Genomic DNA, 25,591 nt, shown 5'->3' on the forward strand with positions numbered 1-25,591 from the left:
TGTCCCTGGGTGCAGCGAGGAAACGGTTCACGCGAACATAGCACTATCTGGAGAATAGGGTTGAATTTGGTGCGGGATCATGCCTGGCCTGCGGCTCAGACACCATCCCGCTGCACCTCGATGGCGGGCACACGGTCGCCGGCCGTATATCTCGCCGACATCACCGCGATGGACACGCTGCCCAGCACCATCGGCACGGTCATCGCATAGAAGATGTGCGCGGGAAGCCAGCCGTGTTGCATGAGCAACCCGGGAAGCAACGGCCCGACAACCGCGCCGCTACGTCCGATGCCAAGCACCCAGCCGAGGCCCGCTGAACGAAGCATGGGCGGATAGAATCTGACCGCCAGCGCCGACACCCCTTTCTGCAATCCGCTGACGCAATAACCAAGACAGAATGCCGCGGGCGCGATCAGCAGCAGACCGGACGACAGCACCACGCCCAGAACCAGCACGAACGCAGCGCCCGCCACGAAATAGAGCATCACCACGCGCGCGTTGCCAAAGCGGTCCATCAGGAAACCGGTTACCACCGCTGCCATGCCGCCGATGTTGGCAAGCGTCGAAACCAGAATGGCGTCTTGCTGGGCAGCGCCTGTTTTCACGAGTATCAGCGGCATCCAGCTCAATGCGAAGAAATAGACCACCGCGTTGAGGCTGAGCGCGGCCCACAGCATCAGCGTGCCGAGAAGCCGGTCTTCCTTGAACAGATCGACCAGCGTGCCGCGCGAGATCTTCTGGAACGCGACATTCGCCGGCACCGGATCCTCACGTTCTGCGGGATAGAGTTTTCTGAAGACGTCGCGCGCGCGTTCGCGTCCGCGGCGTGCGCCGCTCAGCAGAAAATTCAGCGACTCGGGGCACAGCAGGCAGACCATCAACGCGATCAGAATGGGCGCGCATCCTCCGACGATCAACGTACCGCGCCATCCCCATCGCGGCAGAATGAGCCATGCCAGCGCGCCGGCCGACAGGATGCCGGACGTGGTGCCGAGGTACAGCGTCGACACCACCGCCGAGCGATGGCGCGCAGGAAAGTACTCGGCGACCAGCGCGAGCGTCGGTGGCACTACACCACCCAGCGTGAGCCCGACAGCGATACGCAGGACGATCAGCGACGTCGCTGTCTGGGCGAAGACAGTCGCCAGGTTGAGCGCGCCCATGCCGACCAGGCACACTGCCACGAGATTGCGCAAGCCGACTCGCGAAGCGAGCGGCGCAAGCGCGAGAAAGCCGACCAGCATCCCGACATAGCCCGCTGACAGCACACTGCCCTGACGCGTCGCATCGATATGCCATTCCGCGACGATCTGCGGCATCAGATAGGCAATGATCTGAAGGTCGAAGCCTTCGCACAGCAACACCAGCATGCCTATGGCGGCAATCATCACCTGGAATCGGCCTATCGGACGCTGGTCTATCAGCGCACTCCAGCTTGTCTCGGCCATCGTGTCTCCTCTTATCTGTTCAGGTCGGTCGTGCGAACGCCGATTCCCGATGCTCCATCGCAATCGGCGCCGCGCCGCCGTGCCGCGCGACGTCGGCGATCATCTGGATGAAACGTTGTTCTATAGCGGTGGGTTGCCAACTCCTGCGCGTGATGACCCCGACCGGACTCGTCGAATCCGTCAAGCCGCTGCCCACGCGCGCCAGGCGCTTCATCTGCAACGGAAGCTCGACCTGTCTCGGTGAAGCGAGCGTCAGAAACGGTCCTTGCGAGAGCAGATTGATCACGATCATCACTGACTCGCACTCGACCGGCGCGGCAGGCTTCGGCCCGTTTGCAAACATGCTTTCCCATTGCTGACGCAACGGCGTGCGCGGCGGCCCCACGATCCACGGATAACGCGCCAGCGCCTCGATGGAAGGACTCACTTCGCGCGCGAGCGGGTGATGGCTGCCGCACAGGATCGCCACTTCGTCGTCGGCGAAACGTTGCTGCGTGAGTTCCGGCAATTCCTCGTCTCGCACGGTGCCGACGATCAGATCGATCACGCCGTCCTGAAGCTGATCGACCAGATCGTGCCATTCCCCTTCTGCTACCGAGAACCTGACGCGCTCGTATTGAGCCGTCATGTGCGTGATGGCGGTCGGCAGGATGAAGGGCCTCGCAATGGGCAGCGCGCCAATCGAAACCGGAACGACCGTTCCGTCGCCGCCGAGTTCGCTGATCATCGCGCGCAGTTCCTTCAGTGCAAGCCGGAACGCGCGCGCCACGCGCCGGCCCGTGAAGCTCAGCAGCGTGCCCGTGCTGCGACGCTCGACGAGCGGCTTGTCGAGCCGGCCTTCGAGCTCGCCTATGGCCCGATGAACGGTCGACGGCGGAAGCCCCGAAATCAGCGACGCCGACGCGAAACTCCGTGCATCGGACAAGGCGAGCAGCGCTTGGACATGATGCATCGATAGCCCACGCGTCGAACGTGTGGCCTCGCCACCGATCCAGCGGCCGACATCGTCGAGATGAGTCAGCGCCGCACGCACGCGCTTGAGCGCCTGCGCGCCCGTCGCGGTGGCGCTCACGCCCTCGACATGACGGTCGAACAGCACACAGGCAAGCTGCCTTTCGACTTTCGCGACGGCCTGCGTGAGGGCCGATTGCGACAGACAGGCAACCCGCGCGCCAGCCGAAATACTCCCGCCGTCCTGCACGTCCAGCAGCGCGCGCAGGTGCCGCAGATTCAGCTCATAAGGCATCTGGATCATGAGCAGGCCGGGCGCGGCTAGGACCGCATGAACAGACCGCCGTTCACATCGATCGTCGTCCCGACGATAAAGCCGCTCTGCTCGGACGCCAGCAGCACGACGGCCTCGGCGATCTCATCCGGCTCGGCAAAGCGGCCAACGGGCACTTGCTTGCTGATTTCATCGAGCATGTGAGCCAGCCGCTCCTTCGCGCTCGCGACAGGGCCAGGAGAAACGGCATTGACGGTGACGCCCGTTCCCGCCAGCTTGCGGGCGAAATAGCGCGTCAGCGTCGCCGCGCCGCCCTTGGCTGCAGCATAGTGAGGCGACGCCACCGTGCCCCCGTTATGCGATGCCAGCGAAGTCACGTTGACAATGCGCCCGTAGCCTTTCTGCACCATCGGCTTCGACAGCACCTGGCAACTGAGAAACACACTGCGCATGTTGATCGCGACGATGTCGTCGAACTCTTCGGGTGTGATGTCGTCGATCGGCGTGCGCTTCGCATAGCCCGCGTTGTTGACGACAATGTCCAACTTCCCCCAGCACTCTTCGGCCACGGCCAGCGCCTGTTCGAAGTCCGCTTTCTCGCGCACGTCGAGCTTCAGCGCGACGGCTGTCGCGGCGGTGCTATCCAGGCTGCGCGCGACGGATTCCGCCAGCTCCACCGCCGTATCCGAAACGATCACCGTGGCGCCGCGTGCGTGCAGCATGCGGGCAATCGCCTCGCCGATGCCGCGCGCCGCGCCCGTGACCAGCGCGACGCGTCCGTCGAAGCGCGCGCCTTGCGCGGTCTGTGCAGATGTCTCCATGCTGTTCCTCTTCATTGTGGTTCGGGTTGCACTCAATGACTGTCTTCCTGCACCGGCTCGCCGGCGGGCCAGCGCTGCGCCTTTGCCAGTTCTCCGGCATAGGCATCGCCGAAGGTGACCGACGGCTCCGCCCAGAATGCGCCCGACCGTGCGCCGAAATAGACGGCCGGCGTCGTCGATCCAGGCGCTTCCGTCACGCCGTTCCTGCTCGCCTCGAGTGCCTTCAGCAGCCGGCGGCGCACGAAGGCGATCATCTGGTCAGTGGGCGCGAGGGTTTCGTAACTGTGGTCCTGGATCGGACCCATGCTTTCCGTGATGGACTGGTCCTGCATGGACGGGTTGTCGATTCCGGTGAAATGCACCATCTCGCGTTGCGCGTCGCGGTCGATGCCCCAGTCGTTGTGGATGCCGTCCACCGGCAGCCAGCGGTCGAACCAGCCGGTTCCGTTGGGCTTGCGACGAATCTTCTCGTACATGGGTTCGCCGTTTTTCAGCTTCGTCGTGAAGAAGGGATTGCCTTCGTCCACGCCGCCCGTGATGTCGAACAACATGACGTGCTCGTCATCCATCGGCACCCAGGCGCGTGCAATGGCTCGCGTCGCAAACAGGATGTTCGGCGTCATGGTCCAGAACGGGAACATGAATTGACCGGCACGCCATGAAAGGCTGCCGTCGTCGTCCTGGCGATAGGCGCCATACGTTGCACCCCATTCCGCGTTCTGCACGCGATATTCGGGCGCACGGTTCAGGACGGTCGGCCTCAATGGTGAGTCCTTCGGCAAGTCGTCGGGCTGTAGCGCGCCCACATGGAGAAAGCCGACATGACTCGTATCGATATCGCCTTCCAGCGCCTGCAGCCAGTTGCACTGGCGCTGCAAACACCAGATCTTGCTACCGGGAATCATGTTCGCTTCGATCTCCGGCAAGGGCGGCGGATTGCCCTGGTTCGCGCCCATATAAACCCAGACCAGGCCGTTGCGCTCCGCCGTCCGATAGGCCCGCGCATGAACCTTGTCCTTGAAATCCATGTGCGACGGAACGCTCGGCATGTCGACGCAGTTGCCATTCACATCGAACTTCCAGCCGTGATACACGCAACGAATGCCGTTCTCTTCGTTGCGCCCGAGGAAGAGCGACGCGCAGCGATGCGGGCAGCGATGATCGATAATGCCGACGCGCGAAGCAGTGTCACGGAAGGCCAGCAGCTTCTCGCCGAGGATCATCAGCCTGACCGGGTCGCCGTCCGTTTCGATCTCGCTCGAAAGCACGGCGGGCAACCAGTATTGCCGCATGAACGTGCCCATGGGGGTCCCTGGCCCGACACGGAAGAGGTCGGAGAGCTCGACTTTGCTCATCATGAATCTGTCCTTTTTATGCTGTCGTGTTGTGGAGAAACGGGCGCCTTGTCGGTCACCCGTGCAACGAGCAAAGTTTAAGTTCGCTGGAGACGCAGCCTTATTGGAACGATGGCGACGGTATTAGCGCAGTGGAACGCGCAGTGCGTTCCGGTCGACTCAAGTGACTGAATTGGCTTGGGATGGGCATTGGTGCGCGGGTTTCCCCCGAGCAGCATTGCGCGCCGCGTCCTGGATGATCATCTCGGACGCGCGCTCGGCGATCATGATGGTGGGCGCGTTCGTATTGCCGGCAATGATGTGAGGCATGACCGAAGCATCGGCGACACGCAGATTGGCCACGCCCCACACGCGCAAGGAGAGATCGACCGCCGAACAATCCGGCGCAGGTCCCATTCGGCAACTCGACGTGGGGTGGAAGTTGGTCGTGCAGTTCTTTCGCACGAACTGTTCGATTTCACGATCGTCGGTCAGGCGCGGAGACACATTGCGCACGATCTTCTTCAACGACGGCGCGTCAAAGAAGCTCAAGCCCAGCTTGAACGCCTTCACCTGCATGGCGAGGTCACCCGCCGCAGACAGGTAGTTGCCTTTCAATCGCGCCTTGTCGCTCGCTTTCGGTCCGCTGAGCAGCACCTCCCCGCGCGATTCCGGATATTGATGGCCGATCTTGAGCGCCATGCCGTCGGTAATCTCTTTGGGACTATTGTTCCCTTCTCGCTTTGCCTCATAAAACGGAAAGACGAAAAGCTGGGTGTCGAGTCTGCCGTCGCCATTGATGTCGAAATAGCCGCCGCCTTCGAGGACATTGGAGGACACCACGCCGTGCTGATTGAACGTCAGCCATTCGAGACCATTCGCGACTTTGGTCAGACCGACGCCCTCGCGCAGGAAACTGCGAATCCCCGGCGTCTCGGCCGTGATCGAGACCGTCACATGATCCTGAAAATTCTGTCCGACGTGTCTGTTGTCGGCCACCCCCGCGATCCCGAACTCGGCAAGATGATCTGCAGGTCCGATACCCGAAAGCATCAGGAGCTTCGGCGTCTCGATCGCGCCCGCCGTCACGACGACTTCACGGTGTGCGGTCGCGTCGATCGTCGCATTGCCCTTGAGGGTGTAGCTGACTCCTCGGGCCACGCCGCCTTCGACCCGTATCCGCTCTGCAATCGCCCCGGTCACGACGGTCAGCAAGGGATTCTTCATGACGCGTTGCAGGAAGGCGCGTGCCGTGCTGCCTCGCTTTCCTTCGTGAATCGTGCGCTGCCAGAAACCGACGCCTTCCTGCCCGGTCGCGCCGCTCATGTCCGTGAGATAGGGATACCCGAGTTCCTGACCGGCCTTCAGATAAGCCATGGTCAAAGGATGGCGATAGCGATGCTCTGAGACCCACAGATTGCCCTCCGTACCGTGTCTCGGGCCGCTGACCACTTCGTTGCCTTCCGAGCGCACGAAGTACGGCAGCACATCGTCATGGCTCCAACCCGTACAGCCATGGACGCGTTCCCAGTCATCGTAGTCGTGAGCGGAACCCCGCACGTACACCATGCCGTTGATGGAACTGCCGCCGCCCAGCACCCGGCCCTGATGGATATGGATCGACGGTACGTCGGATCCCGGTTCGGCTTCACTCAAATAATTCCAAGAGTGCCGCTGAGCGTTGCGCATGCCTGCCGGCATGTGGATATAGATGTCCTTGTCAGGCGGACCCGCTTCCAGAAGCAGCACGGAATAGCCCGCTTCAACGAGTCGCGTAGCCACGACACAACCCGATGAGCCACCGCCGACAACGATATAGTCGTATGCATTTGCCATGCTCGTCATTCCACTAATCTTGTGTGCACTTTTCAAATGGAACACATCGCATCAGCGCCGGGGCCGATGCGACGGTAGTCCGTCGAGAAGAACAGTCTTCGTTTCCAGATAAGGCATCAGGCCTTCGACACCGCCTTCACGGCCGATCCCCGACTGCTTGAATCCACCGAATGCAATGCCGAAGTCGTTGCGAAACGCGTTGTGTGCAACGGTGCCCGTCCGGACCTGTCGAGCGACGGCGTAGGCCCGGTCGATGTCATTCGTGAATACCGCGCCGCTGAGTCCGTAGGGAGAATCGTTGGCGATCCGGACCGCGTGCTCCTCGCTATCGGCGGGAATCACGGCCAGCACCGGACCAAAGATTTCTTCCTGTGCCAGCGCAGAGGCGTTGCTGACGTTGCCGAACACGGTCGGCTCCAGATAGAACCCGCGCGGCAGATGCGCCGGGCGCTTGCCGCCCGTTGCAAGCGTGAAGCCGTCCGCCACACCCTGCGCAATGTACTTCTCGATCCGGTCTCTCTGGCGACTCGTGGCAACCGGTCCCATCCGGGTCTCGCGGTCGAACGGGTCGCCGATCTTCACGGCCGCGTAAGCCGCCGCAAGTGCGTCGAGCAGTCGGTCATGATGCTTCCTGGAAACGACAATGCGAGTCAGGCTCGCGCAGACTTGCGTCGTCATCTGACAGGACGCGGACGCAAGCGCTTTCGCCGCGACCTCCACGTCGTAATCATCCAGAACGATGGCGGCTGATTTGCCGCCGAGCTCGAGCGTATAGCGTCCTACTCGCTGAGCCATGACGCCGCCGATGTGCTTGCCCACCGCACTCGAACCCGTGAACGTGATCTTGTCGACGCCGGGATTCTGCACCAGGGCATCCGATGCTTCGCGATCCGCGGTCACCACATTGATGACGCCGGGCGGAATGCCGGCTTCCGCTGCGGCCTCCGCCACGATCAGCGCCATTCCGGGTGCCTCGGGCGAGGACTTCACAATGACCGTACAGCCCGCAATCAGCGCGGGCGCCAGCTTGTACGCAATGATCATGGCGGGCGCATTCCACGGAATGATTGCGCCCACCACGCCTACCGGCTCGCGAATCAGCAAGCCATTGCCGATGCCCGAACTCGTCGCGCGCTCTTCTTCAAAAGCGAACGTCTCGCCCAGATCCGCGTAGAAGTGGTAGATGCCGGGAACGCGTGCCATGAAGGCTTCGGCAACCGCGTGCGTGACGCCCATCTCGTTCGGCCAGATAGCCGCCATGTCAGGCACGCGGTCTTTCAACCGGTCAGCCAGCGCACGCATGAATCCCGCTCGTTCGGCGTGAGACATGCGCGGCCACGGCCCGTTGTCGAACGCGCGGCGTGCGGCAGACACAGCGCGGTCAATATCCTCTTTTCCCGCTTCCGCGACGCGCACATAAACCTCTTCGGTGTGCGGCGAGATGACCGATAGCTGCGTTCCGGTGGAAGGCGCGACCCATTGCCCGTCGATGTATAACGTGTCGGCGTGCTTCAGGGGCGCGCGAATCGTCGCCGGGTTTCCTCGATTTTCGGAGAGCATGAAAGATACCTCTGGTCCAACATTCAATGATAGAAACGACGTCGACTGACCTTCCGTTGCTAATGGGTCGATACCGTGCCGCCGATCTCGTCGTCGCGCGCTTGCTGGTGTGCGGGCGGGTAAAGGTAGGGGCCGAGTCGAGCGACGGCAACCGCCGCAATCGCCACGAGCCCGATAAAGCTATAAGCGGCGGGCGTATAGGTATGCATCACGTCGAAGCATCGGTTGAGGATGTAGATCCCGGCCGCTCCACCCCAGGCGAACGTCAACCAGATAGCGCCCGTCACCGATCCAAACGAGTAGATCGAGAAGTAACGACTCACCAGGAAGGTCAACAAGTCCCCTTCCGCGCCGAGTCCCAAGCCGAGCAGCACGGCTCCGCAGGTGAGCAGTGTCGGGTTATCGCTCTCTGCGACCATACCCATGCCAATGGCGGTCAAGACAAAGATCGCAGCAGTGCAGTAGGGAGCGAAGAACTTGTCCAGGAACACGCCTGAACACAAGCGTGAACAGATCGAACTGATGCTTGCAGCGGACATGATTCCCGCTGCGACCAGCGGCGTGATGCCGCGGTCGAGCATCATCGGCGTCAGTTGCGAAAGCATGCCGTAGGTCGCGAAGGAGATGCAGAAGATCGAGAACGCCAGCAGCCAGAACTGCTTGCTGCTGCGGAGTATTGTCCGCAGCGGGACCGTGGTCTTCGCTGCGGCCTTCCGCTCGTGCAGTCGCTTCTCGTCGAAGCCCTCCGGCAAGCGCACGAAGATCGCCAGCGCCAGCAGGGGAATCACCGCCGCTGCAATGCCCACGCCGATATAACCGGTGCGCCAGCCGTAATGCGAAAGCAGATAGTTCGCGTAGAACGGCATGATCGCGCCACCGAGGCCCGTGCCCGCATTGATGAGCCCGAGCACCCAGCCCCGGGATCGGTCGAACCATGCGGACACGACCAGCGCATACGGCATGATGGTCGCCGCCGCTGCAGCAAAGCCGATGACGGCAAAGGTCAGGAAATAGGCTGTCTTGCTCGGTGGCAACGCCGATACCGCAGCAAGCGAGAGCCCGAACAGCGAGATCATCGCCATCGTCACGCGCTTGACGCCCCAGCGGTCCATGGCAATGCCGAGGAACACCGTGCCGACACCATTCATGAGCGAAAAGACGGTCAGTCCCAGCGAGACCGTGGCCCGCGACCATCCGAATTCGACACTGATGGGCTTTGCAAAAATGCTGAACACATAAACGGCAATGACCCCGCCGCCCGTGGCGGCACCGAGTGCCCCTGCCACGGCAGTCCACCAACGATTGATGTTTCGTTTCACCGTGCACTACTCCTTTGAGAGAAGGCGAGTTGTGGTTCAGAAGAAGTGGCGCACACCCATGCTGATCTCCGCCTGTCCGACACCGGGCGCCGGCATGGCAGGCACGATGCTCGACGACGACACCGAGTAGACCGCATTCTTCCCGCTGTTATGCAGATAGCCGACCAGGCAATAGACAGCGGTTCGCTTCGACAGGTTGTAGTTGACCCGTGCCTCGCCCAGCGTGCCATTGGCGTCCTGATCGTGATTGCGTATATGCGATACCTGCGCGTCGAAGTTCCACGCGCCGTAGGGAAGAGAGGCGCCAAGGTAAGTCAGATCCGTATGGATCTTCTGAACATCACCCGAGATTTCTCGATGAATCCAGCCGCCCGCCACCTTGACCGAGCCGAGCAGAAAATAGCCGTTGGCCTGGTAGCGGCGGTCAGTTGCACTTGCACTGGAGAACGCCACGCCGGTGAGGCCCGGAATCACATTGATTGCCGTGGCGCCGGCACCACCGCGTTGTTCGTCGAAGATCAGCCCGATACCCCAGCGCGGATCGTCGTACTTGACCATCGCCGTAATGGCTCGGCACGAACGCATGTCGCCCGGCAACTGGCCGCCGCAGTTGCCGGCCGGTTGCGTATCGCGGCCGAACGAGTAGCTCGCACCCACCGTCACGTTGGAAAAGGTCCCCTTGTATTCGATGCTGTTGTCGGACCGTGCAGCCGACAGATAGCCATCGAACGAACCCATGCTGATATCCGCCGGGCCGATCACATCGGCGTTACCCATGCCCCAAATGGTCATGTTCATGTGACGGCCGAGCGTGACCTGCCCCCAGCCGCCGCTGAATCCGACGAACGACTGGCGTCCGAAGAGCCGGCCGTTCTGCAAGGACGTACCCGTTCCCGGCGCGAAGCCGGACTCCAGCGTGAACACCGCCTTGAGTCCGCCTCCGAGATCTTCCGAGCCCCGCAAGCCCCAGCGTGACGGCAGATCGCCCGCGCTGATGCTTGGAAAGCGAGTCAGCGTGCCGCCTGCTGGAGTCGCGTGCGTGATGAATTCGAGGCCGGTATCGACGACTCCGTAAAGCGTCACGCTCGATTGCGCAAGAACGGGCTGGGCAGCGCCGAGCGCAAGAAGCGCGGCGGCCGCCTTCAGTTGTTTCATGCTGTCTCCTCCATTGTTTTATATTTCTCGGCGACAAGATTGCTATGCCGGAATCATTTTCTTTTCAGGCGTCTAGTTGGCGACGCGTTCACCTGTCGCTTCAAGTCGCGCAGTGGTCGACCTGCTCTGCCTCGTTCACACCGCTCCAGCGAACCGCAGTTTTCAGTTGCGCGGCGTAAGCCGCTTCAAACTGCACGTTCGGGTCGTGCAGGAACGATCCGGCGCGCGCACCGAAGAAGATCTCCGGATCCCGTGCACCCGGCGGCAGAACATCTTTTTCGCGCATGGCGTCCACCGCCTGAATGAGGCGACGACGCGTCCGTGCGATCATCTGATCGGTAGGCGCCAGATGTTCGTAGCTGTGATCGACGATCGGCCCCATGCTTTCGGTCACGGCCTGATCCTGCATCGTGATGTTCGCGATGCCGGTGTATTGCGTGCCATGACGCTGCGATTCCCGGTCGATGCCCCAGTCGTTGCGGCTGTCGTCGACACAGCGCCAGCGGCCGAACCAGTCGGTGGTCCGCGGCGCATATTCGAACGGCGCAAACAAGGGCTCGCCCGTCTTCAGGGTCGACGAGTACGCCGGGTTGCCCTCATCCACGCCACACGTGATGTCGAACAGCATCGAGTGTTCGTCGTCCATCGGCACCCATGCACGCGCGATTGCACGGCTCGCGAAGCGATTGTTGGGCGTCTGGGTCCAGAACGGAAACATGAAATGGGCGACCCGCCAGGAACGGGCGCCGTCGTCGTTCGGACGATACCCGCCGTACATCGTGCCCCATTCCGTGTTCGACACGGCGTACTCGGGCGCGCGATTCAGGATCGTCGGACGCATCGGATGACCCTCGTCGAGATCGTCGATCGTCAAGGAGCCGACGTGAAGAAAGCCCACGTGCGAGGTATCGATGTCGCCTTCGAGCGCCTGCATCCAGTTGCAGTCGCGTTGCAGGCACCAGATCTCGCTGTCCTCGACCAGATTGGCCTCGATCATCGGCAGCGCAGGCGGATTGTCCTGGTCTTCACCCATATAGACCCAGATCAGCCCATTGCGCTCGGCCGTGCGATACGCCTTGGCATGGACCTTTTCCTTGAAACTCTGATGCGGCGGCACGCTCGGCATATCGACGCAGTTGCCGCTAACGTCGAATTTCCAGCCGTGGTACACGCAGCGAATGCCGCTTTCCTCGTTGCGCCCGAGAAACAGCGACGCGCAGCGATGAGGACAGCGGTGATCCAGAATGCCCACGCGTCCTTCGCTGTCACGAAAGCCGAGCAATTTCTCGCCGAGTATCATCAGGCGGACCGGATCGCCATCCGGTTTCAACTCGCTCGATTTTGCGGCGGGCACCCAGTACTGGCGCATCAGTGTGCCCATCGGCGTGCCCGGTCCAACACGAGTCAGATCTGCAAGAGTCGTCACTTCATATCCTTGACTTCAGTAACAAAATTCATCGGCTGTCAGAGCGCGGTGCGCTCGAACTGAAGACGCCGGAATACGACGGGTTTGCCGCCGTGCTGACGCTTCACCAGCCAGTGAGCCAACGCGGAATCCAGATGGGTGGCATGACCAGGAAACCATTCCGCCAAGGCCTCCGCGAACCGTCGAACATGAAAGCGGTCGCCTTCGTCGACGAGTTTCCGAATGTCTGTTGCCGAGCGCATCACGGCTGCGTGTTCGTCGACGTGACAGGCACGCGGAGGAAACTCAGTGGTTTCCATCAGCGTGTTTTCTTCGTCGAAATGCGCTCCGAGGTGCTCGATCAGGCGATCCAGCCGGTGCGGTATGTCGTCATCCGCGCACTGCTGCAAGTTGCCGACGCACTCCACGAACTCGCGATGCGTGTCGTCCATCGGCTCATAGCCGAGCACGTAGCCGTTGTCCCATTCCATCGTGGTTGTCCTTTTCACCGGTGCTGCCGTGTCGGCTCACTGAACGGCGGCTTCGCTCGCCTTCAGGCTGTCCAGCACCAGACGTGCTCGTGTCGCGGCGCCATCGCTCGCGATGCCGACGAAACGCATGTCTGGCGTGTCATTGATGCGCGCCTGCTGCGCCTCGAGCGCGCGTTCGTCTTCACAGATCGTCTCGTGGAACTGGTCGAACAACATCTCGGGCACGCCTGATGCAGCCGGCGCATTCGTGCAGATGGTCCAGATGTAGTGCGTCGTCGTGTCCGTTTCAGGCGTCACGCCATGAACATTCAGGAGCTGGAAGCCATTATCCCGACGCCCTTCGTACGCACCCGTTCCAACTTCGCAGGCGCCCGCGTTGACGCGCAGCACATTGCCTTTGATCGGTTCGTATTCGACCGTCTGCCAGCGATCGACATTGCCTTTGAAGCCACCGGCGCGGACGTAGGTTTTCGGCGGCACCGAATCCGGCATCCTGCGCTGCAGGGTCACTTTCGTGCCGTCGAAGCGTACGGAGGTATCGGCACTGAAGTGAGCCTGGGGATTGCCGCCGATCGTATTGGCGTGAATGTAGGCGACGTGCGTCAGGTCCAGGATGTTATCCACGAGCAGTTGCCAGTTCGACTTCACATGCATCGTGTAAGGACGCCAGCTCCACTGCGGGTCCACATGTTCCGGGTTGCCGAGGATGGCGGCCGGATCGGCCTTTGCCGGGTCGCCCATCCAGATCCAGATCAGTGCATCACGTTCGATGACGGGATAGGAACGAACGTTGGCGGCGGGCGGAATCCGGTCCTGACCCGGGATGCGCGAACACGCGCCAGCCGAGTTGAATTCCAGTCCGTGATACGGACATCGAATGATGTCGCCTTCCACATGGCCTTTGCTGAGCGGCATGGCCCGATGGCTGCAACGGTCCATCAATGCACTGATGACGCCCGACTCGGTACGGAACAGCACGACCGGTTCATTGAGAAAGACTCGGGCCAGGCACTTGCCCGGCGTGACGTCGGCCGAAAAGGCGGCGACGTACCACATGTTTCGCAGGAACATTTTTTGTCTCCATCGTCTCTTGCTTTGTTCTCAGGTGTTGCACGCTGAGTGGTGGGGAAGAGCAAGTTGGGGAATCTTAGATGGAGCCACGCGGAGCGTGATTCGAAGCACCCGATCGATATTCAAAAACCGACATCTTGTTTCGATCAGTGCTATAAACGGGCTATACAGCTAGCCGCTCGACATTGGAAATATGAACACTTCGGGAACGATTCAGCCCATGGAACTCGAAGCCATCAGCGTCTTTCAACTGAATTTGCGCCACCTTTACGCGTTGATGGCGATCGACGAACATCGCAGCATCAGCGCGGCGGCGACGGCCGTGGGCCTGAGCCAACCCGCATTGACTCAAGGCATCCTGAAACTGGAGAGCCAACTCGGGCTGGAGCTGTTCGAGCGTCGGTCCAACGGCATCGTGCCGACTTCCGCCGGCACGCTGATGCTGGAGCGCATTGCCGCCAGCATGGGGCATCTGAGCGCGGGCTGCCGCCTGGTCACGGGCGCGGACTTCGCACCCGAGCGGCGTCTCACCATGACGCAGTTGCGCGCATTTCTCGCGCTTGCGAAGACACGCAGCTTCGCCGCCGCGGCAAATGAACTCGGTTCGTCCCAGCCGGCCGTGCATCGCGCTGTGCGAGAACTCGAAGAGGCACTGGACCGCAAGCTCATCGAGCGGCGAACCCGGGGCGTTCACGTCACGTTTCATGGCGACCGCTTCGCACGGAGTTGCTGGCTTGCCATCAGGGAGCTGAAGGCGGCACTGTCGGAACTGGGCCTCGATCCCGAGAATCCCGTGCTGCTGATCGGCACCACTCCGCTTGCGCGCGCCTTTCTCGTTCCCGAAGTCATGTCCATGATGGTGGCCGAACAGTTTTCCGCCAACTTCCGCGTGCTGGAGGGCAGTTGGGCCGAGCTCGTCGAGTCGCTGCGCGACGGCGAAATCGATCTCATCGTGGGAGAGCAGCCCGAAACCAGCATGGCGGATCTCGCGTGCACACCGCTCTATACCGAAGCACCCGTCGTCGTCGCAGGTCATCAACATGAACTCGCGGGCAAGCGAAACCCGTCGCATCAGACGCTATCTTCGTATCCGTGGATCATCTCTCCCGAAGCTTCGCCGCTCCGCACCGAGTGGGAAGAACTGTTTGCGCGAAATCGTCCGCAGACGCCTGTGGAATGCGGCTCGATCATGATCATCGGCCGCATGCTCAGCAGCAGCAACATGCTGACGCTGGCCCTGCCCGACCAGGTCGCGCTTCAGATCCGCAGCGGACTGCTCACCCGCATCGGTGAACCGCTGGCCGCCAGTGCACTGACGATCGGCGTGACCATGCGGCAAAGCTGGCGTCTCACCGGCGCCCAGCGACGCTTCCTCGATCTCTTGCGCCAGGTCTCGCAGGATCTCGGCGTGCCGACCCGACGCAAGTCGATGATCGAATCAGCCTGGAACTGACGAAGCCGCACGGTCCCATGCACCGTGCGAGCGGAAAGAGCTTCGGCAATTGGTAGACCAATTTGGCAAGGCCAGTCTACGCTGTTCCAAACACCACCACAGTCCGTACAAGCCCTCAAGCAAGACTGCTTGTCAGGGTTCTCCGCGATTTGACAGCAGCACACTTGAACTTCTACGATTGGTCCACCAGTTTTGGTGGACCAATTTAAGAGGTCCAGTGTATTCTGCACGCATACCTACATTCAGAAACTCGACGGAGGAGACTTTGAGGAAGTTCACGCTCGCGGTAAGCGCATTAGCCGGCGTCACTGCATTACCGGCACACGCTCAGTCAGCAGTCACGCTCTACGGGCTCATCGACCAGGGCTTCAACTACACCAGCAACGTTCAGACAGGCCGCAGCGGGGGAGCGCTGGTCGGCAAGCATCAGTACGCCATGTCCGACGGAGCAACCGGAATCGGAGGCAGCCGCTGGGGACTGAGAGGAGCCGAGGATATTGGTGGCGGGTACAAAGCCGTCTTCACATTGGAGAACGGCTTCAACATCAATACGGGCGGCCTCGCACAGGGAGGCTTGATGTTCGGACGTCAAGCGTTCGTCGGCATGGACACGCCGCTCGGGCTCGTCACGGTCGGGCGTCAATACACGGTCGTGAGCGACATGCTGGCCTCATTCTCGGAGGCTGGCGAAGTCCCGGGCCATATGGGCGCAAATCCTGACGACTTCGATGATCTCGGCCATTCCATCCGCGTCAACAACACCATCAAGTTCCGGAGCGCCGATTTCGCGGGCGTGACGGTGGGCGGGTTGTATTCGCTCGGGGGCGTAGCCGGGTCGCCGGGCCGGAATCAGGTCTGGTCACTCGCTGCCACGTATAAGGCAGGCGCTTTCGGCGCGGGCGTCGGATATGTGAACGCCCGCGACCCCAATCTGTCCTTCTTTGGAACGAACGGAAACGCAGGCGGCAGCACGGTCAACAATATGGGCGCGGCCGGCTCGGCTACGACGGGACAAACCAACCCTGTCTATGCAGGCTTCGCATCGGCAAGCACGTATCAGGTTCTGATCGCCGGCGCCAAATATTATTTCGGATCGCTGACACTCGGTGGAACCTACACGCACGCAAGCTTCGATGGGCTTGGAAACACGACCGCGGGTCCGAACCCTCAGCGATACACCGGAACCGCCGTGCTCAATAACGGCGAGGTCAATGCCACGTACGCTTTCACGCCTGCTTTTATCGTCAATGCGGCCTATAGCTACACGCGCAAGGCAAGCGCAGGGACGTTCGGTGAGGCAAGCTATCAGCAGGGGACGTTGTCGGCGGCTTATTTGCTCTCCAAGCGCACGCGCCTTTATGCGCTCGCCATCTATCAGAAAGCGTCTGGAACAGACTCGCTGGGTCAGCCTGCCGTCGCTTCGATCACGCAGTTGACCGCATCCTCGAACGACTATCAGCTACTGGTGCGACTGGGGATACTCCACACCTTCTGAGGGGTTCGACACTTCCGAGGGACAAAACAAAAAGACGCGGCAGATCAATCGAACTGATTCAATCGAATTGATTCGCCGCGCGCTTGGAAGATGTTTTCCTGACAGCCTTCACGGGCGCGCTGTCTTCATCGCCGAGGATTTCATTCCACGCATCGACAGCGCTCGAAAAATGTCCTTCCATCAACGCGATGGCCTTCTTCACGTCACGCTTCTTCACGGCTTCGTACAGTTTGGCGTGATGTTCCGCCGACGTCGCGCCTCTCACCGGATCGGCGAACAACGCAAACCGCCGGCTCTCCGAAATGCGATAGAACGAGTTCAGCAGACGGACGAGCACTTCGTTATGCGCGCAGCGTGCAAGCGCCATGTGGAATGCGGTGTCCTGAACGGAGATGTTGCCCTTGTTGGACAGGACCGCCTTCGTCGCATCGATGATGGACAGGAGGCCGTCGAGGTCCGCCTCGGTGCGACGCTCGCAGGCGAGCTGCACCGCGCGAAGTTCCAGCGCCCACCGTACCTCGAGGGTTTCCTTCACCTCCTTCATGGAAGGTTCGGAGCCCATCTCGGTCAGCAGCACGATGGTCTCGAAGCTGCTGTCGGTCGACATCCGGCGCAGATAGATGCCGGAGTTCGGGCGGGATTCGATCACGCGCAACGCGCTCAGCGTGGACAATGCCTCGCGCAGCGCGTTGCGTCCGACACCGAAACGCTCGGCCAGTGCCCGCTCGGACGGTAATCGTTCGCCGCTTTCGTAGCCGCGCTCCTTGAAGAACGCGAGCATCTTCCCGACGAGCTCTGAGCGGGGCGTTGCCTCACGCGTTGCGGCGGACGTAGGTTCCATGTCGCTTACCGAAGGAGTTGCCATGTTGGTCGTGAAATTATACAGGCGGCCTCGTCTGAATCCCGCAGCTTTCAGGTCGCCATGGCCCAGTTGAGAAGGCTGTAAGCAGGCGTCGAATCCGGGTGATGTTCAACTACCCCGTTGACGGACGCACCTATCACGATCTCCTGGTCCGGGTCGCCCAACAGGTTTCCCAACATCCGGATATTGCCGGCTTCCGGAAGCTCGACCAGAACGACCAGATAGGGGCGATGCCCGACGAGCGCGGGATGCGACGGATGCCAGATTCGCTCCCAGCTGAAGATCTTTCCGCGTGGCTCGACTTCCTCCCAGACCGGGTCGAAGCGCCGGCAGACGTGACAGATCCACTCAGGCCCGAACTGCCAGGTGCGGCAGGCGGGACACCGCTGAACGAGGAGTCTTCCATTGCGCAAGCCGTCCCAGAACGGCGCTGAAACACCATCCGGTTCGGGAACCGGTACGGGCAGTCCTTGGGGCAAGTAGAAATCGCTCATAACGTTGCCTCCGAACCCAGAATCAGGCTGCTGGCAGGCGCGACCATCGGGCCGCCGATCACGAGCGCCACGTCCCGGTTCGCCGCCTGGCTGGTGGATTCGCCCCTGATCTGGCGCGCCGCTTCGATGACAAGCTGGAAGCCCTGCAAATAGCATTCGCCCAGGTTGCCTCCGCTCGTATTCAGCGGCAACGCGCCGGACGGCGCGCTGAGATTCTCCAGCGTCAGGAAGTCGTTGATGTCTTCCGGAGCGAAAAAGCCGTGTTCGCAGAGCGACATCGCGACGCCGCCCGTGAAGTTCTCGTAGGCCTGGACCGAGCCGACGTCGGCGGGCCGGACCTGGGCCATCTCGAACAGATCGACGGCCACCGACTGGTAGTTAGCCGAACCATAGGACGGGGCATTGTGCGGACTCGCGCCGGCACGCCACTCCGCACCGCTCGCGGCTCCGAGCAGAACCACCGGCGGCCGCGCGAAATCCCGCGACCTGTCCGCCGCGACAAGAATGATGGCGCCCGCGCCATCGTTCTCCATGCAGCAGTCGAAGAGGCGGAACGGTTCGACGATCCAGCGCGACGCGTCATAGGCGTCCTCCGTCAGCGGCTTGCCATACATGACCGCGCGCGGGTTCGCCTGTGCATGGCGATTCGATGCCAGCGCGATCGCCCGCAGCGCCTCCCGCCCGACGCCATGCTCGTGCATGAAACGCTGGACCCGCAGCGCGAACTTCTGCGGCGGCGCCAGCACGCCGTAGGGCATCTGATAGGCCATGTCTCCGGACACGGTCGTCTTCGGGGCAGCCTGACCGAATCGGCCGAACTGTCCCTGGGCAAGACCGCGATACACCACCACGCACTGCGCCAGCCCCGCATGGATGGCCGCCGCGCCGTTCGCCACCGCGCCAGCGCATCCGCCGCCCCCGCCGCCCCATTGCATGGTCGTCGAGCGCATGCGCTTGACGCCAAGCGCCGTCGCGAGACGAACCGCGTCATTCCGGTCTTCGCCGAATGACGCGAAACCGTCGATGTCGGTCGGATCGATGCCGGCATCGCTGCACGCGGCCAGCACCGCCTGGAGCACGAGCTTGAATTCCGGATGCGGCGACTTGCCGAACCGGAAGTATTCGCTCTCGCCCACGCCGACAACCGCTACGCGCCCACGAAGAGTCCGGTCGTCGCTCACGTCATCACCTCGCTTCCGCTCGGCGCTGCGTTCGCCGCAGGAACATGGGTCGAGCAACTGTAGACGGAACCGCTCCGAATCAAGGCGGCCGCGGTCTCCGCGTCGTAACCCAGCACCTCGGTGAGCACCGCCTGACTGTGCTCGCCGATACCCGGAGCCGGCCGGGGGTCCGCCACCGGCGTTTCGCTGAAGCGGAACGGCAGGCTCACGTTCGGCAGCCAGCCGAGTTCCGGATGCTCCAGACGCGTCACGAGCTTGCGCTCACGCGCTTCCATCGAACGGATGGCCTCGCCTACCGAGCGCACTTCACCGCACGGAATCGAGGCCGCTCGCATACGCTGCTGCCAGTGCGACCAGGGATGCTGCGCGAATGCCTTGTCGAGGATTTCGAACAGCTCCGCACGCCGCGCGATGCGGCCATTGCGGTCAGCAAGCACCGGGTCGTTCGCGAGCTCGGGCATCTCCAGGACCTGATTCGCGAGTCGCTGGAAGATCTTGTTGTTGCCGCAGTTGATATAGAACGCCTTGTCGGACGCCTTGAACACGCCCGACGGACAGGTGTCCGGACTGGTATTGCCGTGCCGCTGCGGCTCCGCGCCTGAAAACAGGTGCTGCAAGGTGGCATAGCCCGTCATCAGCACGGCATTGTCGAACAGCGAGACCTCCACGGCCTGACCCTTGCCCGTGCGTTCGCGCGAGACCAGCGCGGCGAGCATCGCATTGCTCGCCATCATCGCGGTACTGATATCCATCACCGGCGAGAGCGCGCGTACGCCGAGCCGGTCCGGATAGCCATTCATCGAAACGAAGCCGCTTTCCGCCTGCGCGATGGGGTCGAAGCCCAGGCGATCCGCGAACGCCCCTTCCCTGCCATATGCCGAGACCGAGCAATAGATGACCTCGGGATTGGTCTCCCGGATAGTCTTATAGTCGAGCCCCAGCCGCTCCATCACGCCGGTCGAGAAGTTTTCGGCGACCACATCCGCCGATGCAATCAACTCCCGGGCAATCCGGCAACCCTCTTCCGACTTCAGATCCAGCGCGATGCTGCGCTTGTTGCGATTCGACCAGAGATACGGTGCACCGAGACTCGGGTCGTGGGGATGCGCCGGCGGGTAGTAGCGGAACTCGTCGCCCCGGTTCGGCGCTTCGATCTTGATGACTTCGGCGCCGAGATCGGCCAGCATCATCGTGGCGAACGGCCCGGCAATGAAATGCGTGAAGTCAACGACCCGGATACCGGCGAGCGCCGTCGGAGCATTCGCGGGCCGAGCCTCATGCTCGGGAAAATCTTCGACAAACTGGGAAAGCATGCAGTCTCCTCACTTGACGCGCGTCTGGCCGCGCTCATGACGTGCAGTCATTTTTCGATTTACAGGTCGAGAACCAGCGTGGGCGACACGGACCCGGAGCAGCACACCATGATCGCGGTGTTGCTGGCCTTCTCCTGGTCGGTCAGGAAATCGTCGCGATGGTCCGGAACGCCGTCGATGACGACTGTCCGGCAGGTTCCGCACACGCCGGTCGAGCAGGCGTATTGAACGTTCACGCCCTCGTCCAGCAGCGCGTCGAGGATGGACTTGCCGGCGGAGACGGGAATCTTTCGGCCACAACGCTTCAGCACGACTTCGAATCCGCCCTCGGTTGCCGACTCGCTCGCCGCCGCGAAACGCTCGAAGTGCACGCGATCCTTCGGCAGCGCAGCACAGGCGTCGATGAATGCATCGACCATGCCTCGCGGGCCGCAGCAATAGAAATGCGTGCCGTCGGGCGCCTCATCGATGACGCGGCGCAGGTCCATCCGGGCACCGTCGTTTTCGAAGTGCATCGTCACGCGGGCGTCCGCTTCCGGCAGCAGGGCGAGGTCTTCAGCGTAGGCTGCGCGCTCACGATAGCGGGCGCCATAGTGCAATTGCCACGGCGCGCCCAGGCGCTCGAGCCGCCGGATCATCGACACGACCGGCGTGATGCCGATACCGCCGCAGAAGAACACCGAATGCGCCGCGCTTTCGCACAGCGGGAAGTCGTTCAGCGGCGACGAAATCGTAAAGCGGTCGCCGATGCGCGGCGTGCCATGCATCCACACGGACCCGCCGCGTCCGGACGCGTCGAGTTGAACGGCGATCACGTAGCGGTGCCGTTCGTGCGGGTCGTTCAGCAGCGAGTAGCTGCGCACCCGGTTGTCGGGAAGATACAGGTCGATGTGCGCGCCGGCTTCGAATGCGGGAAGCTCGGGCGAGTCGACCGGACGGAACTCGAAAGAGAAGACGTCTTCGGCTTCGAGCCGGATCTGAACGAGACGGACGTCGATTCGTTCGGCGTTGTGCTGTGACATGATGATTGGACGATGAATGAGCGAGTGTTACGGGGTATAGCCGAAGTCGGCGCCGAGACGCGCTTTCATGTGCTCGGCACCGTCGTCCATCCATGTAGAACCGGCCGGCAGCGTCAGCGAGACTGCGCGAACCATCCACAAGTCGGGGTTATCCAGCGGGAATGGTGGCGTGCGCTCGGCGCTCAGCTTGCGGATGTTTTCGAGCAACAGACGCCGGGTCATGGCAATGCCCGTATCGCTGATACCGAGGTTTTCCTTCCGCCGGTCGTAGATGGGCGCCACGCCCGACTGGCAGGCGGCGTCCTGTACCCACAGGCCGGGCAGCCCGGAGAACCAGGTTTTCTTTTGTGCGTCGTAGTTGAACAGGAAGCCCGACTCCAGATTGAACTTGGTCCAGTACTTCGCATAAGGCTGCGACACCGGACGAGGCGCGAACGCGTCCGTGCTCGCGTGGCCGGTTTCGCGACCGGCATAGCCCTCTTCAAAGACCTTGCGTGACTTCTCGTAGAGCGGCGTGGCCGGCGTGTAAGAGAACATCAGGCACAGCGTGTTTTCGTCGTCGAGGGGCACCCATGCGTGACCGCTCAACTCGGGATACTTCGACTGCGGTGGTACGAGGGTGTAGAACGGAAAGAGGAACTGATTCACGCGCCAGTAGTAGTTCGCTTCGTCCAGCATGCGGCGCGATGCAATGCTGATGCCGAAATCGCGGCGCTTGCATTCGAAGACCGGGCGCAGGTCCTTCTTCGCGGTCCAGTCGTTGATGGAGCCTTGCGCATCGATTCGTCCATGCAGGATCGGTGCGTGGGCGGAGTCGATTTCACCTTCCACCGCTTGCAGCCAGTTGCACTCCTGGACTCTGAAACTGAAGTGGACGTTCTCGAGCGGGACCATGTTCCATTCGAGCGCGGGCAGCGGCGGCAGCGCATCACGCGGAGCCTCGCCCATATAGGCCCAGACAATTCCGTTACGCTCCTGACACGGATAGTTCTTGATACGGACCTTCTCTTTCAGGCGGCTCTCTTCCGGCTCGGCAGGCGTATCCATCACGCGGCCGTCGACGCCGAACTGCCAGCCGTGATACACGCAGCGCAGACCACAGTTCTCGTTGCGGCCGAACACCAGCGGTGCGCCGCGATGCGGACACGCGTGATCGATGAGTCCGACGCGCCCTTCGCTGTCGCGGAACGCGAGCAAGTCTTCGCCGAGCAGCCTGACGCGCTGCGGTTCGCCGTCGACCTCCAGGTCGGAAGACGGAAGAAAGGGCAGCCAGAACAAACGCATGAACTGACCGGTGGGGGTGCCGGGACCGACGCGAACCAGCGTCTCGTTGTCTTCGTGGGAAAGCATTGCAGTCTCCGCTATCACTAAATTGGTGGGACCAATTTACGATAGTTTGCTGTGGCGGTCAACGGCCGGATTGACTGGGGGAGACAGATTTTGCTGGGGAGATGAGTGCCATCTCGACGTATCAAGTCTCGCTACATTGCTGTTTAAAAGCGTTATTTTCACGGTTAGCAACTCACATCCTGCATCCTTCGGGGATAACTTGGACCGAAGTAGGGATTTCCCGGACTTGGTCGAAAATTCGCCGCGACTTATATTTGCCCCTACCAATTTGGACCACCCACATACTAGAATATTCGGAGGAGACGTGTCTCTGTCATCACGAACGACCATCCAGGCGCCGGTCGACGACAGCCTGGTTGCCAGCACCACGGAGCGCGACGGCGCCCGCACGGTCGCGAAAATCGGGCGCAGATTGATGTGGTACCTGATCGCGCTGTACGTGGTTTCGGTTCTCGACCGTGGCAACCTGAGCTTCGCCTCGTTCTCGATGAACAAGGAACTGGGCCTGACGCCGCAGATGTACAGCATCGGCCTGGGCATCCTGTTCCTCGGTTACTCGCTGTTCGAAGTGCCGAGCAACCTGGCGCTGGCGCGCTTCGGCGCACGCATTACGCTGACGCGAATTGCCATGCTGTTCGGGATCGTCACCATGTCCATGGCATTCGTGACGGGGCCGGTCAGCTTCTATACCGTCCGCGCCTTGCTGGGCATTGCCGAAGCAGGCCTGACGCCGGGCGTCTTTCTCTTGCTGAGCTACTGGATCCCCGACAGCTATCGCGCCCGATACAACGCGATCTTTTCCTACTCGATTCCCGCTGCGTACGTACTGGCGTCGCTGGTGTCCGGCGCGATCCTGCAACTCGATGGAACGTTCGGCATTCCAGGATGGAAGTGGCTTTTTGTTCTCGAAGGATTGCCCGCCGTGATGCTCGGCATCTTCGGCGCGTTCTACCTGACCGATCGCCCCGATCAGGCCAAGTGGCTGTCGAAGGACGAAAAGATCTGGCTGGCGCGAGAACTCGATAGCGGCGCCACGGCACGGTCCACGACGCACGAATTGAGCACGCTGGCGGTGCTCCGGCAGCCCATGCTCTGGGTTCTCATCCTCGGCTACGTGGGCATCTTCTGCGGCAACGCGACGGTCGGCGCGTGGCTTCCGCAGATTCTTCACCTCCACGGCGTGTCGCTGAAGAGCATCGGGTTGATCGCCGCGCTGCCCCCGCTTGCCGGCATGATCGGCATGACGCTGTTGTCCCGTCGCTCGGACCGGCGCAAGGAACGCATCGGACATACGGTGGCCTGCATGATCATCGCCGCGTTGGGCTATGGCACGGTCGCGATGTCCGACGGCCTGGCGGGCGCACTCATCGGCTTCATGCTCGCAAATATCGGCGTGTATTCGTCGCTCGCCATTTTCTGGTCGATTCCGCAGACCTTCCTGCCCCGTCAATCGAGGCCCGCGATCATTGCGGTCATCAGCTCGATCGGGGCTATCGCGGGCGGCTGGATTGCTCCGCTCCTGATCGGACGCGTGCAACAGGTCACGCATAGCCTGCCGGCGGGCATGATCGTGGCTTCCGTGCTGTTCCTGTTCTCCGCGGTCTGCGTGCTGTTCGCCGGCCGGCACATGGCCGCACAAGCCCGTCAGGAGGCGCGATGAACCCGGCCGGCCCGCTCGCCGGACTCAAGGTCGTGGAGTTCGGCGCTATTGGTCCCGTTCCTTTCTGCGCGATGCTGCTCGCCGATTTGGGCGCGGACATCATTCAGGTCATCCGTCCGGCGGGTGTCGTTCGGGAACAGGATTTCATGCAGAGAGGAAGACGCTTCGTCCCGCTGGACCTCAAGCGAAGCGAGGACCGGGATGCAGCGTTGCAGCTCGTCGCGGTGGCCGACGTGGTGCTGGAAGGCAATCGTCCTGGCGTGATGGAAAAGCTGGGACTGGGACCGGACGTCTGCCTGGAACAGAATCCGAAGCTCGTCTACGGGCGCATGACCGGATGGGGACAAGACGGCCCTCTCGCGCTTCGTGCGGGTCATGACATCAACTACATTGCGCTGACCGGCGCACTCGATGCCATCGGCACGGAGAAAGGCCCGGTCGTACCGCTCAATCTCGTTGGCGACTATGGCGGCGGGTCGATGTTCCTCGCCTTCGGCGTGCTCGCGGCCGTGCATGAAGCCCGCAGCAGCGGCCAGGGTCAGGTGGTCGATGCAGCCATGGTCGATGGCGCGAGCTACCTCATGTCGTTGTTTTACCGGCTGCGCTCGCAGAACCAATGGCAGGACGCACGCGGAACGAACGCGCTGGATGGCGGCGCTCCCTGGTACGGCACCTATCGGACCGCGGATGACCGCTGGGTTGCCGTCGGGGCCATCGAAGAGCCGTTCTGGCAGGAACTGCTTTCCCGACTCGGCATCCTCGCTTCGGACCTGCCGCCACGTTCGGATACAGCGGGTTGGCCTCGGATTCGGGAACGGCTCGCGACGGTGTTTCACAGCCAGTCGCGCGACCATTGGGCTGCGTTGTTCGCTGACTCGGATGCCTGCGTGTGCCCGGTCCTGAGCATGGAAGAAGCGCATGCCCACGCGCATCTGAAAGCCCGGAATACGTTCATCGAGGTGACCGGAACCGTCCGGCCCGCCCCGGCTCCCCGCTTTAGCCGCTCTCCGGCGGCATGCCACGAAACGGAGTTCAGGCCGATCGATATCCAGAATGCCATCGATGCGTGGCGCTACGACAGACGCTAATCAGGCCA

Annotated in this window: 21 protein-coding genes; 4 read left to right on the plus strand and 17 right to left on the minus strand. The window is 62.0% G+C overall.

The annotated features are described in order from the left end of the window. Positions 1-95: 95 nt before the first annotated feature. The 11 genes from QCE88_RS28880 to QCE88_RS28930 form a co-directional block, all read right to left on the minus strand. A complete protein-coding gene (locus tag QCE88_RS28880; RefSeq protein WP_309908305.1) occupies positions 96-1,448 on the minus strand; it encodes an MFS transporter in 1,353 nt (450 codons plus the stop codon). 19 nt (positions 1,449-1,467) lie between these two features. Beyond that, positions 1,468-2,703 (minus strand): LysR family transcriptional regulator, encoded by a 1,236-nt coding sequence (locus QCE88_RS28885; RefSeq protein ID WP_309908307.1) that lies wholly within the window; start codon positions 2,701-2,703, stop codon positions 1,468-1,470. Between the two features lie 17 nt (positions 2,704-2,720). Continuing rightward, positions 2,721-3,494 carry an SDR family NAD(P)-dependent oxidoreductase gene (locus tag QCE88_RS28890; protein ID WP_309908309.1) on the minus strand — a complete coding sequence of 258 codons (774 nt, stop codon included), beginning with the start codon at positions 3,492-3,494 and terminating at the stop codon, positions 2,721-2,723. Positions 3,495-3,526: 32 nt separating this feature from the next. Beyond that, the gene (locus QCE88_RS28895) at positions 3,527-4,852 is read right to left on the minus strand and encodes a Rieske 2Fe-2S domain-containing protein (RefSeq protein WP_309908311.1); all 1,326 of its coding nucleotides are present in this window, start codon (positions 4,850-4,852) and stop codon (positions 3,527-3,529) included. Between the two features lie 156 nt (positions 4,853-5,008). Further along, entirely contained in the window at positions 5,009-6,673 is a 1,665-nt protein-coding gene (locus QCE88_RS28900) for a GMC family oxidoreductase N-terminal domain-containing protein (RefSeq protein ID WP_309908800.1), read from the minus strand. A gap of 42 nt (positions 6,674-6,715) precedes the next feature. Further along, positions 6,716-8,224 carry an aldehyde dehydrogenase gene (locus QCE88_RS28905; protein WP_309908313.1) on the minus strand — a complete coding sequence of 503 codons (1,509 nt, stop codon included), beginning with the start codon at positions 8,222-8,224 and terminating at the stop codon, positions 6,716-6,718. A 59-nt stretch (positions 8,225-8,283) separates the two neighbouring features. Continuing rightward, on the minus strand, positions 8,284-9,543 hold the full coding sequence (locus QCE88_RS28910; RefSeq protein WP_309908315.1) for an MFS transporter: 1,260 nt from the start codon (positions 9,541-9,543) through the stop codon (positions 8,284-8,286). 36 nt (positions 9,544-9,579) lie between these two features. Then, positions 9,580-10,698, minus strand: a complete 1,119-nt coding sequence (locus QCE88_RS28915) for a porin (RefSeq protein WP_309908316.1) — start codon at positions 10,696-10,698, stop codon at positions 9,580-9,582. A gap of 100 nt (positions 10,699-10,798) precedes the next feature. After that, the gene (locus QCE88_RS28920; protein WP_309908318.1) at positions 10,799-12,124 is read right to left on the minus strand and encodes a Rieske 2Fe-2S domain-containing protein; all 1,326 of its coding nucleotides are present in this window, start codon (positions 12,122-12,124) and stop codon (positions 10,799-10,801) included. Positions 12,125-12,162: 38 nt separating this feature from the next. Continuing rightward, a complete protein-coding gene (locus tag QCE88_RS28925; RefSeq protein ID WP_309908320.1) occupies positions 12,163-12,594 on the minus strand; it encodes a hemerythrin domain-containing protein in 432 nt (143 codons plus the stop codon). A 36-nt stretch (positions 12,595-12,630) separates the two neighbouring features. Further along, positions 12,631-13,665: an aromatic ring-hydroxylating dioxygenase subunit alpha gene (locus tag QCE88_RS28930; RefSeq protein ID WP_309908340.1), complete on the minus strand. Its 1,035-nt coding sequence runs from the start codon at positions 13,663-13,665 to the stop codon at positions 12,631-12,633. A 220-nt stretch (positions 13,666-13,885) separates the two neighbouring features. Here QCE88_RS28930 and QCE88_RS28935 point away from each other — a divergent pair, with 220 nt between their 5' ends. Together QCE88_RS28935 and QCE88_RS28940 are read left to right on the plus strand one after the other, a co-directional pair. Beyond that, positions 13,886-15,118, plus strand: a complete 1,233-nt coding sequence (locus QCE88_RS28935; RefSeq protein WP_309908342.1) for a LysR family transcriptional regulator — start codon at positions 13,886-13,888, stop codon at positions 15,116-15,118. Between the two features lie 265 nt (positions 15,119-15,383). Next, the gene (locus tag QCE88_RS28940) at positions 15,384-16,613 is read left to right on the plus strand and encodes a porin (protein ID WP_309908344.1); all 1,230 of its coding nucleotides are present in this window, start codon (positions 15,384-15,386) and stop codon (positions 16,611-16,613) included. 58 nt (positions 16,614-16,671) lie between these two features. Here the strand turns inward: QCE88_RS28940 and QCE88_RS28945 are convergent, their stop codons facing one another. The 6 genes from QCE88_RS28945 to QCE88_RS28970 form a co-directional block, all read right to left on the minus strand. Beyond that, positions 16,672-17,454 (minus strand): FadR/GntR family transcriptional regulator, encoded by a 783-nt coding sequence (locus QCE88_RS28945; protein WP_309908346.1) that lies wholly within the window; start codon positions 17,452-17,454, stop codon positions 16,672-16,674. Positions 17,455-17,525: 71 nt separating this feature from the next. Next, positions 17,526-17,969 (minus strand): OB-fold domain-containing protein, encoded by a 444-nt coding sequence (locus tag QCE88_RS28950; protein ID WP_309908347.1) that lies wholly within the window; start codon positions 17,967-17,969, stop codon positions 17,526-17,528. After that, complete coding sequence (locus tag QCE88_RS28955; protein ID WP_309908349.1) at positions 17,966-19,150, minus strand: thiolase C-terminal domain-containing protein; 1,185 nt, start codon at positions 19,148-19,150, stop codon at positions 17,966-17,968. The genes QCE88_RS28950 and QCE88_RS28955 overlap by 4 nt, the downstream gene beginning before the upstream one ends. Next, complete coding sequence (locus QCE88_RS28960; protein WP_309908350.1) at positions 19,147-20,463, minus strand: CoA transferase; 1,317 nt, start codon at positions 20,461-20,463, stop codon at positions 19,147-19,149. Before QCE88_RS28960 ends, QCE88_RS28955 begins: the two co-directional genes overlap by 4 nt. Before the next feature lie 59 nt (positions 20,464-20,522). Continuing rightward, positions 20,523-21,485 (minus strand): PDR/VanB family oxidoreductase, encoded by a 963-nt coding sequence (locus QCE88_RS28965; RefSeq protein WP_309908351.1) that lies wholly within the window; start codon positions 21,483-21,485, stop codon positions 20,523-20,525. 27 nt (positions 21,486-21,512) lie between these two features. Continuing rightward, positions 21,513-22,835 (minus strand): Rieske 2Fe-2S domain-containing protein, encoded by a 1,323-nt coding sequence (locus QCE88_RS28970; protein WP_309908352.1) that lies wholly within the window; start codon positions 22,833-22,835, stop codon positions 21,513-21,515. A 304-nt stretch (positions 22,836-23,139) separates the two neighbouring features. Between QCE88_RS28970 and QCE88_RS28975 the strand changes: the two genes are divergently transcribed. Together QCE88_RS28975 and QCE88_RS28980 are read left to right on the plus strand one after the other, a co-directional pair. Beyond that, on the plus strand, positions 23,140-24,495 hold the full coding sequence (locus tag QCE88_RS28975) for an MFS transporter (protein ID WP_309908353.1): 1,356 nt from the start codon (positions 23,140-23,142) through the stop codon (positions 24,493-24,495). Further along, positions 24,492-25,583 carry a CaiB/BaiF CoA-transferase family protein gene (locus QCE88_RS28980; RefSeq protein WP_309908355.1) on the plus strand — a complete coding sequence of 364 codons (1,092 nt, stop codon included), beginning with the start codon at positions 24,492-24,494 and terminating at the stop codon, positions 25,581-25,583. Before QCE88_RS28975 ends, QCE88_RS28980 begins: the two co-directional genes overlap by 4 nt. The last annotated feature ends 8 nt before the right edge of the window (positions 25,584-25,591 follow it).

The sequence above is a fragment of the Caballeronia sp. LZ035 genome (assembly GCF_031451175.1).
In the GTDB taxonomy this organism is placed as follows: Bacteria; Pseudomonadota; Gammaproteobacteria; order Burkholderiales; family Burkholderiaceae; genus Caballeronia.